The sequence below is a fragment of the Sphingomonas sp. SORGH_AS_0438 genome (assembly GCF_031453475.1).
In the GTDB taxonomy this organism is placed as follows: domain Bacteria; phylum Pseudomonadota; class Alphaproteobacteria; order Sphingomonadales; family Sphingomonadaceae; genus Sphingomonas.
Genome location: NZ_JAVIZS010000001.1, coordinates 182,805 through 196,798, shown reverse-complemented (window position 1 = coordinate 196,798; position 13,994 = coordinate 182,805). Strand labels below are relative to the sequence as shown.

14 protein-coding genes are annotated in these 13,994 nt (G+C 68.6%); 2 read left to right on the top strand and 12 right to left on the bottom strand.

What is annotated here, in order from left to right; translation table 11 throughout:
* Positions 1-4: 4 nt before the first annotated feature.
* The 8 genes from QE452_RS00955 to QE452_RS00920 form a co-directional block, all read right to left on the bottom strand.
* Positions 5-2,803 carry a DUF3857 domain-containing protein gene (locus tag QE452_RS00955; RefSeq protein ID WP_309658289.1) on the bottom strand — a complete coding sequence of 933 codons (2,799 nt, stop codon included), beginning with the start codon at positions 2,801-2,803 and terminating at the stop codon, positions 5-7.
* A 78-nt stretch (positions 2,804-2,881) separates the two neighbouring features.
* Complete coding sequence (uvrC, locus tag QE452_RS00950; protein ID WP_309658288.1) at positions 2,882-4,801, bottom strand: excinuclease ABC subunit UvrC; 1,920 nt, start codon at positions 4,799-4,801, stop codon at positions 2,882-2,884.
* 58 nt (positions 4,802-4,859) lie between these two features.
* Positions 4,860-5,180 (bottom strand): multidrug efflux SMR transporter, encoded by a 321-nt coding sequence (locus QE452_RS00945; RefSeq protein WP_309658287.1) that lies wholly within the window; start codon positions 5,178-5,180, stop codon positions 4,860-4,862.
* A 257-nt stretch (positions 5,181-5,437) separates the two neighbouring features.
* Entirely contained in the window at positions 5,438-6,058 is a 621-nt protein-coding gene (locus tag QE452_RS00940; protein WP_309658286.1) for a hypothetical protein, read from the bottom strand.
* Positions 6,051-6,545: an ATPase gene (locus QE452_RS00935; RefSeq protein WP_309658285.1), complete on the bottom strand. Its 495-nt coding sequence runs from the start codon at positions 6,543-6,545 to the stop codon at positions 6,051-6,053. The genes QE452_RS00940 and QE452_RS00935 overlap by 8 nt, the downstream gene beginning before the upstream one ends.
* 57 nt (positions 6,546-6,602) lie before the next feature.
* The gene (locus QE452_RS00930; RefSeq protein ID WP_184111348.1) at positions 6,603-6,830 is read right to left on the bottom strand and encodes a F0F1 ATP synthase subunit C; all 228 of its coding nucleotides are present in this window, start codon (positions 6,828-6,830) and stop codon (positions 6,603-6,605) included.
* Positions 6,831-6,896: 66 nt separating this feature from the next.
* The gene (locus tag QE452_RS00925) at positions 6,897-7,655 is read right to left on the bottom strand and encodes a F0F1 ATP synthase subunit A (protein ID WP_309658284.1); all 759 of its coding nucleotides are present in this window, start codon (positions 7,653-7,655) and stop codon (positions 6,897-6,899) included.
* Positions 7,656-7,724: 69 nt separating this feature from the next.
* Positions 7,725-8,060: an AtpZ/AtpI family protein gene (locus QE452_RS00920; protein ID WP_309658613.1), complete on the bottom strand. Its 336-nt coding sequence runs from the start codon at positions 8,058-8,060 to the stop codon at positions 7,725-7,727.
* 223 nt (positions 8,061-8,283) lie between these two features.
* Between QE452_RS00920 and sppA the strand changes: the two genes are divergently transcribed.
* A complete protein-coding gene (gene sppA / locus QE452_RS00915; RefSeq protein WP_309658283.1) occupies positions 8,284-10,239 on the top strand; it encodes a signal peptide peptidase SppA in 1,956 nt (651 codons plus the stop codon).
* Positions 10,236-10,796 carry an N-acetyltransferase family protein gene (locus QE452_RS00910; protein WP_309658282.1) on the top strand — a complete coding sequence of 187 codons (561 nt, stop codon included), beginning with the start codon at positions 10,236-10,238 and terminating at the stop codon, positions 10,794-10,796. Before sppA ends, QE452_RS00910 begins: the two co-directional genes overlap by 4 nt.
* 154 nt (positions 10,797-10,950) lie before the next feature.
* Here QE452_RS00910 and QE452_RS00905 read toward each other — a convergent pair whose 3' ends face one another.
* The 4 genes from QE452_RS00905 to QE452_RS00890 form a co-directional block, all read right to left on the bottom strand.
* Entirely contained in the window at positions 10,951-11,409 is a 459-nt protein-coding gene (locus tag QE452_RS00905; RefSeq protein ID WP_309658281.1) for a DUF3429 domain-containing protein, read from the bottom strand.
* Positions 11,410-11,599: 190 nt separating this feature from the next.
* Positions 11,600-13,243: a chaperonin GroEL gene (gene groL / locus QE452_RS00900; protein ID WP_309658280.1), complete on the bottom strand. Its 1,644-nt coding sequence runs from the start codon at positions 13,241-13,243 to the stop codon at positions 11,600-11,602.
* Positions 13,244-13,334: 91 nt separating this feature from the next.
* Positions 13,335-13,622: a co-chaperone GroES gene (gene groES, locus QE452_RS00895; protein ID WP_125994968.1), complete on the bottom strand. Its 288-nt coding sequence runs from the start codon at positions 13,620-13,622 to the stop codon at positions 13,335-13,337.
* A gap of 161 nt (positions 13,623-13,783) precedes the next feature.
* On the bottom strand, positions 13,784-13,990 hold the full coding sequence (locus QE452_RS00890) for a DUF5818 domain-containing protein (protein ID WP_125994969.1): 207 nt from the start codon (positions 13,988-13,990) through the stop codon (positions 13,784-13,786).
* Positions 13,991-13,994 lie beyond the last annotated feature (4 nt).

The following is a 13,994-nucleotide window of genomic DNA, read 5'->3' as shown; positions in this document are numbered from 1 at the left end:
AGGATCAGGCCTTGATCCCCCAACGGCCATAGTCCCGGTCCACCTGGGGCCAGATGGTGCGCGCGGCCGTCAGGTCAGCCTTGGCCTCCGCCGTCTTGCCCTGACGATTGCGGATGACGCCGCGCATGTAGAGCGTGGCGGCCTGGTCGGGTTGCGTCTTCAACACCTCGTCGATGTCGGCCATCGCCTGATCCAGATGCCCCATCCGGTAATGGACCACCGCCCGGCTATCCAGCGCGGCCAGCCGGCTGTCGCTGAGTTCGATGGCGCGGGTGCAATCCTTCAGCGCCGAGTCGAGCTGGACGTTGAGCGTCGCCTTCAGCCAGCAGCGCTGGTTGAGCAGGTCGGAGTCGTTGGGGCTCTGCGCCAGCGCCTCGTCCATGGCCGCCAGCGCGTCGTCGGCACGCCCCGCCATGCCCAGCAGGTCCGCCTTGGACGCCAGATATTGCGCCGCCTCCTTGCCGCCGGCCTCGACATGCTCCTGCACCATGGCCAGCGCCGCATCCTTCTCGCCGGCCGACATGCGGTAATTGGCCATCGACAGCACCGCCGCCATGCCCGCGGGGTCCAGGGCCAGCGCCTCTTCCAGATCGGCCTTGCGCTTCGCCTCGTCGCCGATCGTCGCATAGAGACCGGCGCGCCACAGATAGGTGTCCACGTCCGGCTCGATCGACAGCGCCTTGGTCACGTCGGGGATCGCGGCCGCATAGTCGTAGATGCCAGCCAGGAAGCGCGCCCGGTTCAGATAGACCTCGCGATCCTCCGGATCATGCGCAATCGAGCGGGCATAGGCCGCCATCAGCGGCTTGAGCGCCCCCGTGCGCCGCGCCGCGACGACATTGGCGTACATCGACGACTGCCCATCGGGTGCGACCACCTCCAGCAGGCGCGTCTTGGCCAGTGCGACGCGGGCGCGCGCCGCCGCCACCTGTTCCGGCGCGATCTCGCGCGCCGTGCCCACCATCTCGTCCTCGACCTCGACCACATTGCCCGTCATCCTGGCATGTCGGGTGATCGTGCGGCCGGCGATCGTCTCGGCCAGCGCCGTGTCGCCGCCCAGCGTAAAGCCGTCCACGCCCTTGGGCAGGATCAGCCGGCTGCGATAGACGGCGCGCTCCGGGCCGGTGATGGTCACCGGCAGCGCCCGCCAGGCCGGTCGCGCGCGGTCGGGGGTGAAATCGATCTGCCCGACCGTCCGGTCGAGCACATAGCGTCGCCGCTCCCGCTCCACGGCCCAGTTGGAGCCCAGCGTCCCGCTCGCCGTCATCGTCCCGATGCCGGTGGCGGGGTCATAGGCCAGCGTCTCATCGTCCAGCCGCACTTCGCCGACCAGCTTGCCGACCACCTCCTGCATCATGTCGCGCCGCTGTTCGGCCGTCGCCTGGTCGGCCACCAGCCCGATCATCGAGCCCATCTGCCCGCGAAACTGGACGCGCACCGTCATCAGCGTCGGCAGGCGGATGCCCGCGCTCTGATCCAGCGTCAGGCTGACCTCGCCGTCCGGCCGGGCATTGGCGCGGAACGGCACCTCCAGCAGGTCCGCCCCGCCCGCGCGCAACGGCAATACCCGGCGAAAGCCCGGCACGTCGCGGATATCGGCCAGCCGCGTGCCGCTCATCGTCCCGTCCAGCCACAGCGATTCGCCGCCGATCGTCGCGCGCACCAGCACATGGTCGAACGCCCCCGGCAGCGGCAGCCGGTCGTTGACGACATCGCCCACCCGCGCCGGGGCCAGCACCGCCTCCGCCTCGATCCCCAGGCCATGCAGCAGGGCGAGCAGCAACAGCGTCTTGGCCTTGCAATCGCCATAGCGCAGCGACCAGGTATCGGCCGGCGTCTGCGGCCGGTAATTGCCGCCGTCCAGGCCGTTATAGAGATAGCGGACCTTGTCCTGCACCAGATCGAGCGCCAGCGCCGCGCGTTTGACCGGATCGGTCTCGGCCGCCGCGATCCGGGTGACCTCCGCCGCCAGCGGGCTGCCCGCCGGGATCAGGCCGGTGGTGGCGAACAGCGGCGCGACCGCCTTGGACACGTCCGCCCAGCCGGCATAGCTCGACGCCTCCACCACCACCGGATGGTTGAAGCGCGCCGGCATGTCGCCGGGCCATTCGGGCTGTTTGGGCAATACGCCCTCGACCACCCATTCATGCACGCCCGCGACCGTGCGCTCGACCGGCTTCACCCCGTCGGCATAGGTCTTCCAGTGGATCGGATCGGTCGCCGGCCAGAGCAGCCGCGTGCGCACGAAGCCGAACCGCGCCGGCGTCGCGGGCAGCGGCGCGACCGTCTGCACCTGCCCCTTCAGCGCCGCGTCGCGGCTGGTGGTGGAGAAGGTGAAATGGACCACATCGCCGATCCGCAATCCCTCGATCGGCAAGGTCGCGGTGAGGATGCCGTTGACTTGGCGCTGTTCCAGCTGCTGCTCGCGACGCAGGACGGTGAAGCGCTTCGCCCCGGGCGCGAGCAGGTCGATATGCTCGGCCCCGCGCACGATCTCCAGCCGGTGGACGATCAGGTCGCCGTGATCGGGCTGCCAGGGAATGCTGATCGTGCCCGCCTGTTGCAGAATCTCGGCCGACGCCATGCGATTGGCGGTGTCGACATAGCTCCAGACCTGCCCGTCCTTCAGCCGCTGCTGCGTGTCGAACAGGAGGGCGACGGGCGCGGTGGCGGACTTGCCGACCGGGCCGATCGGCGGCGCCGGCGTCACCCAGTCGGGCACCGGCTGGTAGAGCGGCGCCTCGCCGGCCCAGGCCGTCCCCGTCAGCAGCGCAGCCAGCGCCGCCGCCATCATCCGTCGCATTCCCGTCCCCCCTTGGTCCCGACCCTTCTTGTAGCCGGGCGCGGTGCAGGAGCAATGGACGGGCGGTGGCTTTTCGGTTCAGCGCGCGTGGAAGAAGTCGTAGACCTGCTGCGCCACCGCCTGCGACACGCCGGGCGCGCGCTTCAGATCCTCCAGGCTGGCGTTGCGCACCGCGCGGGCGGTGCCGAAATGCATCAGCAGCGCCTTCTTGCGCGCCGGACCGATGCCGGGCACCTCGTCCAGCGGGCTCGCGCCGATCGCCTTGGCGCGCTTGTCCCGGTGCGCGCCGATCGCGAAACGGTGGACCTCGTCGCGCAATCGCTGGAGGTAAAAGAGCACCGGTGCATTGACCGGCAGCGTCAGTTCGCGCCCGTCGAGCAGGTGGAACACTTCGCGCCCCTCGCGGCCATGGTTCGGCCCCTTGGCGACGCCGACCAGGCAGACATCCTCGATCCCCAGATCCTCCAGCACCGCGCGCGCCGCATTGAGCTGCCCGCGCCCGCCATCAATCAGCACCAGGTCGGGCCAGGTGCCGGAGTCGCGGTCCGGGTCCTCCGCCTGCGCCCGACCGAAGCGACGAGTGAACACCTCGCGCATCATGCCGAAATCGTCGCCGGGCACCGTGTCCTTGTTGCGGATGTTGAACTTGCGATACTCGCCCTTGCGGAACCCCTCCGGCCCGGCGACCACCATCGCGCCCAGCGCATGGCTGCCCTGGATGTGGCTGTTGTCGTAGATTTCGATCCGCGCCGGCGGCTCGGGCAGTTCGAACAGGTCCGCCACCTCGCGCAGCAGTTTCGCCTGGGTGGTGCTTTCCGCCAGCCGCCGCTCCAGCGCCTCGACCGCATTGCGCTTGGCCTGGTCCATCAACCGGCGACGATCGCCCCGTTGCGGCATCGACAGCGCGATCTTGTAGCCCGCCGCCTCGCCCAGCGCCTGCGCCAGCAGCTCGCCCTCCGCCAGCTCGCGATCGAGCAGGATGGTGCGCGCGGGCGGCACCTCCTCATAGAATTGCGTCAGGAAGCTGACGAACACTTCCTCCTCCGGCACCTCGTTGGTGTGGGTCGGGAAGAAGCTGCGATGCCCCCAATTCTGGCCGCCACGGATGAAGAAGGCCTGGATGCCGATCACCCCGTCCTGGCACGCCAGCGCGAAGACATCGGCATCGCCGACCCCCTCCGCATTGATCGCCTGAGTCCCCTGCACGAAGGTCAGCGCGCGCAGCCGGTCGCGCAGCAGCGCCGCCAGTTCGAAGTCCATCGCCTCGGCCGCCGCCTGCATCTGCACGCCGAGCTTCGCCTGCACCTGGGTCGACTTGCCGGCCAGGAAGTCCTTGGCGTCGGACACCAGCTCGGCATAGCCGGCCTTGTCGATCCGGCCGACGCACGGCGCGGAGCAGCGCTTGATCTGGTAGAGCAGGCACGGCCGGTCGCGCGTCTTGAAGAACCCGTCGGTGCAGGACCGCAGCAGGAACAGCTTCTGCAGCGCGTTCAGCGTGTTGTTGACCGATCCCGCGCTAGCGAAGGGGCCGTAGTAATTGCCGACCGCGCGCCGGGCGCCGCGATGCTTCTGCACGCGCGGGAAATCGGTATCGGCGCGCAGCAGGATGAAGGGGAAGCTTTTGTCGTCGCGCAGCAGCACATTATAGGCGGGGCGGTAGCGCTTGATCAGCTGCGCTTCGAGCAGCAGCGCCTCCGCCTCGTTGTTGGTCGTGACGATCGTCATCGACCGGGTCTGCGACACCATGCGTTGCAGCCGCTTGGGCAGGCCGTTGACCTGCGTGTAATTGGCGACCCGCTGCTTCAGCGACCGCGCCTTGCCGATGTAGAGGATGTCGCCGCGCGAATCGTGCATCCGATAGACGCCCGAGCGTTGCGGCAGCGTCTTCAGCACGTTGCGGATCGCCGCCAGCCCCGCATCCAGATCGGGCGTATCGGCCCCGCGAATGGCGAAGGTGGCGCTTTCCTCATTGAAGCGGTCGGAGGTGGGCTGGGACATTATCGGCTGATTTAGGGACGCGGCGACTCCATCGCTAGGGCGCATCGCCGCTCGGGAATCAGTGCGGCGACAGCAGCTTGGTGCCGACCACGCCGATCACCGTCAGGGCCATGAAGCCGGCCTGCGCCAGTCCGACCCGGTCACCGAACAGCACCACCCCGCCCAGGATCACGCCGACCGCCCCCAACCCGCTCCACACCGAATAGGCGGTCCCCGCCGGCAGCCCGCGCATCGCCAGCGCCAACATGCCCATGGTGGCGAAGCTCAGCACGATCGGCACGCTGCCCGCGGCCCAGGTGCCGATATTCGTCGCCCATTTCAGGCTGAGCGCCCAGGCGACCTCGGTACAGACGGCGACCGCCAGGATCAGCCAGGACATGGGGGTTCCTTCCATGGGTGGCGAGCAAGTGGCCCACCGTCACCTTCAACGCCCGGTGCGACGATCCGTCCCGCTCCGCCAACTCGACGATCCCGAGCCATACACGCCGCCGCGTTCGGGAGGACTCAGGCGATCAGCACCATGGCGAACGCGCTACCCGCCGCGTCGACAGGGCGCGAGAAACGAAAAAGGGCGACCCGAAGGCCGCCCCTTGTCGCCGATCCCGGAAGCCGGAGCGCCGTGACGCCCCGAAGGGATCAGTTCGGCCGTCCCAGTCCCGCAATCGCGCGATTGACCATCAGCCGGTCGGACTCGACGCCGTGATGCTCCGCGATCAGCACGCCGGCCGCCTTGGCCGCCGCATCGGCCGCCCGCGCCCGGACCTCGGCGATCGCAGCGTGCTCGGCGGCGGCGATCTTGTCCTCGGCCATCTTGGCGCGGCGGGCCATCAGTGCCTCGGCATCCGCCTTGGCCTTGACGACGATCGCATGCGCCTCCTGATGCGCGTGGCGGCGCATCTCCTCGGCATCCTCGTGCGCCGAGCGGGCCTTGGCCTCATATTCGGTCCGCAGCGCTTCCGCCTCGGCGCGCAGCTTGCCCGCCTCGTCGAGCTGCGAGCGGATCGTCGCGATGCGCGCGTCGAGCATCCCGCCGATCAGCGCCGGCACCCGCTTCCACAGCATCAGCGCGATCACGACGATCGCCGCCACCGCCACCCAACCGGTCGAGTCGAGCCCCAAAGCGGTGGGCGAGGCGACGTGATGCTCGGTGCCGGCGGTCGTTTCGCCGGTCATGCCGTCCGCACCCTTGATCGGCCGCTGGCTGAGATCGGTCTGCTCGACCGCCCCCGCTGCCGGGGAATTGCCATGATTAGCCATGCGCCCGCACCTCCCGCACCGCATGGGCGGCCTGATCGACCGTCACGCCGACGCCGGACAGCTTCGCGACCAGGTCGCGCGCAGCCTCGGCCGCCACCGTCTCCAGCGTGGCGAGCGCCTCCGCCTTGGCGTTGGCGATCGCAAGTTCATGATGGCCGATCCGCTCGGCCAGGTCGGCATCCGCCGCCTTGACCTGCTGTTCGGCCGACTGCACCGCCTGCGCCTTGGCGCTGGCGGTCTCCGCCATCGCGGCATTGCGCGCGGCGTCCATTTCGATACGCCACGCCTCTTCGACGCGGTCCGCCTGGGCGCGCGCCGCTTCCGCCGCGGCGAGATCGCCGGTGATGCGCTGTTCGCGCGCGTCGACCGTCGACACGATCTTGGTCACCATCCCCTTGCCCACCACGAAATACAGCAGGCCGAAGGTGATGAGCAGCCAGAAGATCTGCGAAGCATAGGTCGCGGCGATCTGGGAAATCTGGGGCATGGGCGTCCTCTGATGCCGACCGGCCGCGCAAAAGGCGACCGGTCGGGGAATCGCGTGTTAGGCGACGAACACCAGGATGATCATCGTCACGAAGGCGAGCAGGCCGAGAAGCTCGGCGCCCGCGAAACCGATGAACAGGCGGCCCTGCTGGCTGTCGGCGGCGCCGGGGTTGCGCAGCGCGCCTTCGAGGAACTTCGCGAACACATTGCCCACGCCCAGCGCGGCGATGCCCATGCCGATCGCGGCCAGGCCGGCACCGATCATCTTTGCAGCTTGCGGATCCATCACATTCTCCAGTTCAAAAACACACGTTCAAGGGAAAGTCGAAGTCGGGGCCGGTGCCCCCGTCTCTCAGTGCAGGTTCACCGCATCGTTGAGATAGACCGAGGTCAGCAGCGCGAACACATAAGCCTGGATCGCCGCCACCAGCAGTTCGAGCAGGGTGATGCCGATCATCAGCAGGAAGCTGGGCAGCGTCACGAGCGCGATATAGCCGCCACCCAGGTTGATGCCGTTGACGACGAACGCGGCCAGCACCTTCAGCAGGATGTGTCCGGCGGTCATCGCGACGAACAGTCGCAGGCCCAGGCTGAACGGGCGGACCAGGAAGCTCATCAGCTCGACCACGAAGATCAGCGGGATCATCAGCGGCGGCGTGCCGTGCGGCACGAAGAGCGAGAAGAAGTGGAAGCCGTGGCGGCCGAAGCCGACGATCAGCACGATCGTGAAGGAGATGATCGCCAGCACGCCGGTGACCGTCAGGTGGCTGGTCACGGTGAAGGGATGCACACCCGGCACGATGCCGAAGGGCAGCAGGCCTAGGATGTTGGCGAACAGGATGAACATGAACAGCGAGAAGACATAGGGGATGAACCGCTTGCCCTCCGGCCCGATGTTCGAGGTGAGCATCGACGAGACGAAGCCGGTGAAGCCCTCCACCGCCGCCTGCCAGCGACCGGGCACCAGCTCGCGCTTCATGCCGCCCAGCATGAACAGCCACAGGCTGGCGAGGGTCACCACCATCCACAGCGCCGAATTGGTGAAGGACAGGTCGTACCCGCCGACGATCCAGTGCCGACCGAGCACGGGCTCGATCAGGAACTGGTGCATGGGGTCGATCTTGCCGCCTTCCGCTGCCGCCACTGCTCTCTAGCTCCAACCTACGAAAAAGCGCTCGGATTACTCCGGGCGCTCGTTGCCGATACGAATAATCTGTCTGAACGCGACCGCTATTCCCAGGAACAGCATCACGATCAGTCCCCAGGGCGTCGTGCCGAACCAGCGGTCGATGAGCCAGCCGATCAGCGCGCTGCCGACGAGACTTCCAATCAGGGCCGAGATGACACGATTGCCCTGGGAATAGCCCCGGTCCGTGTCCTGCTTCACCCCCGATCGCGACGCCTCCTGGACCCTGGCCTGTCGCAGCCGCTCATCGAGCGCCGCCAGCCGCGGGTCCTCCGCATCGTCGAAGTCCTGTCCGGGTTCGCTTTCCGCCACGTGCCATCCTCTGAACATCTTGCGATATTGGCCAGGGGAAAGCGCGCAAACGGCGAGCTTTCCCGCCAAGGCGCGGTCCGTTTACGGGGGGGTGAAGCCCAAGTCAACCGGCCGTGACGGACGTGTTAATATGCCATGAAGTCGCCGCCATCCATGCCCAGCCCGCAATCCATGTCACCCCGCGGCCCCCGCCCCTCACCGTGCCGTTGCCACGGCGCGGCGCTTCGATTAGCCCTTGGCTATGACCGACACCACCGTCCCGGCCGCCAGCGGCGCTCCCTCCTTCACCGATGGCCTGCCCCGGCGGCGACGCACCGGCTGGCGCCTGGTACGCGGCGTGTGGAAGCTGCTGGTCGCGGTGAAGGACGGGCTGGTCCTGGTCGCCATGCTGCTGTTCTTCGGCCTGTTGTTCGCGGCGCTCAATGCGCGGCCGGGCACCAAGGCGATCGTGCCGGGCGCGCTGCTGCTCGATTTCGACGGTGCGATCGTCGAGCAGCCGGCCGAGCCGGCCGCCTTCGCCGCGCTGTCGGGCCGGGAGGCGCCGCGCCAGTACCGGTTGCGCGACGTGATCCGCGCGATCGACGCCGCGCGCACGGACGCGCGGGTCAAGGCGGTGGTGCTCGACCTCGACCGGTTTGGCGGCGCCTATCCGGCCCCGCTCGGCGAGATCGCCGATGCGCTGGTCCGCGTGCGCCAGGCCGGCAAGCCGGTGCTGGCCTATGCGACCGGCTATACCGATGCCAGCTATCGCCTGGCTGCCGCCGCCAGCGAAGTGTGGATCAACCCGCAGGGCGGCGCACTGTTCTCCGGGCCGGGCGGCACGCAGCTCTATTACAAGGGCCTGATCGACAAGCTGGGCATCAACACGCATGTCTATCGCGTCGGCCGCTACAAGTCGTTCGTCGAACCCTATACCCGCACCGACCAGAGCCCGGATGCGCGCGCCGCGTCGCAGGCGCTCTACGGCTCGCTGCTCGACCAGTGGATCGGCGGCATCAAGCAGACCCGCCCCAAGGCGCAGATCGCCGCCTTCCTCGGCAATCCGCAGGCCCTGGTGGTCGCCGCCAACGGCAACATCGCCCAGGCGAACCTGCGCGCCGGCATCGTCGACAAGCTGGGCGACCGTTTCGCCTTCGGCCAGCGCGTCGCCAAGATCGTCGGCAGCGAGAGCGGCAAGCCGATCGGCAGCTTCCGCACCATCGGCTATGACGCCTGGGTCGGCGCCAACCCCCTGCCCACCGCCGGCGACGCGATCGGCGTGCTGACCGTCGCGGGCGACATCGTCGACGGCAAGGCCGGCCCCGGCACCGCCGCAGGCGATACCGTGTCCAAGGCGATGCTGGACGGGCTGGCGACCAAGAACCTCAAGGCCGTCGTCGTCCGCGTCGATTCGCCGGGCGGCTCGGCCATGGCGTCGGAGCAGATCCGCCAGGCGGTGCTGGAGGCGAAGCGGCGCGGTCTGCCGATCACCATCTCGATGGGCGGCGTCGCGGCATCGGGCGGCTATTGGGTGTCGACGGCGGGCGACCATATCTTCGCCGAGCCGAACACCATCACCGGCTCGATCGGCATCTTTGCGATCCTGCCGACCTTCGAATCGGCGCTGGCGAAGATCGGCGTCACCGCCGACGGCGTCCGCACCACCCCGCTGTCGGGCCAGCCCGACCTGTTCGCCGGCACCACGCCCGAGCTCGACGCGATCCTCCAGGCCAATATCGAGAATGGCTATCGCGAGTTCATCGGCCGAGTCGCCCAGGCACGGCGGATGACCCCGGCGCGGGTCGACGAGATCGGCCAGGGCCGGGTGTGGGACGGCGGCACCGCCCGCCAGATCGGCCTGGTCGACCAGTTTGGCGGCCTGTCGGACGCGATCGCCTATGCCGCGCGCCAGGCGAAGCTCGACCCCGCCAAGGTCCATGCCGTCTATCTGGAGAAGGAGCCGGGCTGGCTGGCCCGCTTCGCCGGCTCGGTCGCCGACCGCGACGACGACAGCAGCAGCCCGGCCGGCGACAGCTTCGCCCGGATCGCCGCCGAACGCCGTGGGCTGGTCGCACAGGCGCTGGGCGACGCCCGGCGGCTGGCGATGGGCGGATCGGTGCAGGCGCGCTGCCTGGAATGCGGCGGCATCGGCCCCAGCCTGACCCAGGCGCAGGATGCGCGGCTGCTCGACCTGATCCTGGCGCGGGTCGGCCTGTGATCGCGATCCGTGCCGCCCAGCCCGGCGACGCGGCGGCGATCGCGGCGATCTATGCGCCGCATGTGCTGATCGGCGCGGCCTCGTTCGAGGAGGAGGCCCCCGACGCCGATACGATGCGGTCGCGGATGGATGCCAGCCAGGGCCTCTATCCCTGGATGGTCGCGACGCAGGGCGAGGAACAGGGCGGCGTCCTCGCCTATGCCTATGCCAGCGCCTTCCACCCCCGCGCGGCCTATCGCTGGACGGTCGAGACGAGCATCTATGTCGCCGATGCCGCGCAGCGGCGCGGGGCGGGACGGCTGCTCTATGGCGCGCTGGTCGAGACGCTGCGGGCGCAGGGCTTCACCCAGGCCGTCGGGCGGATCGCGCTGCCCAATGACGGCTCGATCGCCCTGCACGAGGCGGTCGGCTTTCGCCGGGCGGGCGTGCAGCGCGAGGTCGGCTACAAGCATGGCCGCTGGATCGATGTCGGCCTGTGGCAATGCGAGCTGGCGCAACCGGCGACGCCGCCGCACGAGCCCCTGCCCTTCACGACCATCGGCGTGCGGCGAGGCTGACCGGCGCCTTCCGCGCCCAAGACGCGGATGACATCGGGTCGCCCCAGGCCGTCATTGCGAACTCAGCGAAGCAATCCAGGGCGTCGCGCGCGACGGTGGATTGCTTCGCTTCGCTCGCAATGACGATCGCCGGTCAGGGTCAGGTCATCGCGCTTTAGACGCGGACGACATAGTGTAGCAGCGCCGTGACCGAGACGATGGCGATCGCCATTTGCGGCCAGCGCAACTGGGCGAAATGGGCGGGCGCATTACCAGCCCGCGCCGCACGCGTGTCGAGCACCGGCACCAGCACATAGCCGACCAGCAAAAGCATGAGCGCGATCGGCCCGACCGGCACGACCAGCGCCAGTCCCGCCGGTACGAAATAGGCGAGCATCGTCGCGATCTCGACCCCGGTCGATGCACTCGGATTGCCGAAGCCGAAGCCGCGCCGCACCCCGGCGACGAAGATCAGGATCATCGCGCCCCAGATGATCGCCAGCCGCACCGCCAGCATCGGCCAGGGCGGCGGCAACATCCAGGCCCCGAGCGCGGCAAAGGCGAGCGGCAGCATCGGCCCGAAGCCGAAGATGATGCTGTTCAGGGGGATGCGGGGATCGTCGGCGCGGCTCATGGCGCGGGAAACGCCGCTCCCCACCGGATGTTGCGCGGTCGGGCGAGGAACCGGCCGGGGTCCTTCCGACTTCCCCGGAACCTGGACGCAAAAAAGCCGGAGAGGTCGCCCTCCCCGGCTTCTTCGTCTGTGGACAGAGCGTCCGGGAAACCGGACCGACCCGAGGCCGATCCGCTTTCCCGGCAGCGGCTTAGAAGTCCATGCCGCCCATGCCGCCCATGCCGCCGCCCATCGCGGGGGCCGCCGCCTTGTCGTCCGGCAGCTCGCTCACGGCCGCTTCGGTCGTGATCAGCAGGCCGGCGACCGAGGCCGCATTCTGGAGCGCGGTGCGCACGACCTTGGTCGGGTCGATCACGCCGGCCGAGACCAGATTCTCATAGGTGTCGGTCGCGGCGTTGAAGCCGAACGACGTGTCGGTCTGGTCGAGCAGCTTGCCCGACACGACCGCACCGTCATGGCCGGCATTCTGCGCGATCTGGCGAACCAGCGCGGTCAGCGAGCGACGCACGATGTCGACGCCGCGGGTCTGGTCCTCGTTCGCGCCGGTCAGGCCGTCGATCGCCTTGGTCGAGTAGAGCAGCGCGGTGCCGCCACCGGGGACGATACCCTCTTCGACCGCCGCGCGGGTCGCGTGCAGCGCGTCGTCGACGCGGTCCTTGCGCTCCTTCACCTCGACCTCGGTCGAGCCGCCGACCTTGATGACGGCGACGCCGCCGGCCAGCTTCGCCAGACGCTCCTGGAGCTTCTCGCGGTCATAGTCCGAGGTCGTGACCTCGATCTGCTGACGGATCGCATCGGTGCGGCCCTTGATCGCATCGGCTTCACCCGCGCCGTCGACGACGATGGTGTTGTCCTTGTCGATGGTGACGCGCTTGGCGGTGCCGAGCATGCCCAGCGTGACGCTCTCGAGCTTGATGCCGAGATCCTCGGAGATCACCTCGCCCTTGGTCAGGATCGCGATGTCCTCGAGCATCGCCTTGCGGCGATCGCCGAAGCCCGGCGCCTTGACGGCCGCGACCTTCAGGCCGCCGCGCAGCTTGTTCACCACCAGCGTGGCGAGCGCCTCGCCCTCGATGTCCTCGGCGATGATCAGGAGCGGACGGCCCGACTGGACGACCGCTTCCAGGATCGGGAGCATCGCCTGCAGGTTCGACAGCTTCTTCTCGTGGATCAGGATGTACGGATCGCTCAGCTCGACCGTCATCTTCTCCGGGTTGGTGATGAAGTAGGGCGACAGATAGCCGCGGTCGAACTGCATGCCCTCGACGACGTCCAGCTCGAACTCGAGACCCTTGGCCTCCTCGACGGTGATGACGCCTTCCTTGCCGACCTTCTCCATCGCTTCCGCGATCTTCTCGCCGACCTCACGGTCGCCATTGGCGGAGATGATGCCGACCTGGGCGACTTCCTGCGAACCGGCGACCGGCTTGGAGCGGGCCTTCAGATCCTCGACGACCTTGATGACCGCCAGGTCGATGCCGCGCTTCAGGTCCATCGGGTTCATGCCGGCCGCGACCGACTTCATGCCCTCGCGGACGATCGCCTGCGCCAGCACGGTGGCGGTGGTGGTGCCGTCACCCGCGATGTCGTTGGTCTTCGAGGCCACTTCGCGCACCATCTGCGCGCCCATGTTCTCGAACTTGTCCTTGAGCTCGATCTCCTTGGCGACCGACACACCGTCCTTGGTGATGCGGGGCGCGCCGAAGCTCTTGTCGATCACGACGTTGCGGCCCTTCGGGCCGAGCGTCACCTTCACCGCGTCGGCGAGGATGTCGACGCCGCGCAGGATGCGCTCGCGCGCGTCGCGGCTGAATTTCACGTCCTTGGCTGCCATGGGGCTGACCTTTCGATGGAATGTGTCCGGCAGGTGCCGGAAGAATGGGGGAAGAGACCCGGCCGTCCTGCGGCCGGGGCGGTGACTGGGATCAGCCGACGATCCCGAGGATGTCGGATTCCTTCATGATGAGGAGATCCTCACCATTCACCTTGACCTCGGTGCCGGACCACTTGCCGAACAGCACGCGGTCGCCGGCCTTCACGTCCAGCGGAGTGACCTTGCCGTCCTCGGCCTTGGCGCCCGAACCGGCGGCGACGACCTCGCCCTCCTGGGGCTTTTCCTTGGCGGTATCGGGGATGATGATCCCGCCAGCCGTCTTCTCTTCCGCCTCGACGCGGCGGACGAGGACGCGGTCGTGCAACGGACGAAAGTTCATTGCTAGGTGTCCCTTTTGGTCAGTGTTACAAATTTCTGGCACTCTGCTGATGCGAGTGCCAACGACCGGGATATGTGGCGGGCCCTACCCACCGTCAACGGGGGCTGGCGAAATTTTTCGGAACCGAACGGGCGGCGCGGCATTGCCGCCGCCGACCTCCCTCACTCGGCGGGTGCGACCCCGTCGGCATTGACCAGCGCCGGGCCGACCAGCGTGCCGACCAGCCGCACGCGCTTCTCGACCAGGTCGACGGGGGTGCGGTGGAGTTCCAGTTCGTACCGGCCGCCCTGGTCGCGGCGCAGGTAGAAGGCCCCGCCATCGCGGATCAGCGTTCCGGTCTCGTCGATCTTGGCGCCCACACCCAACATGCCG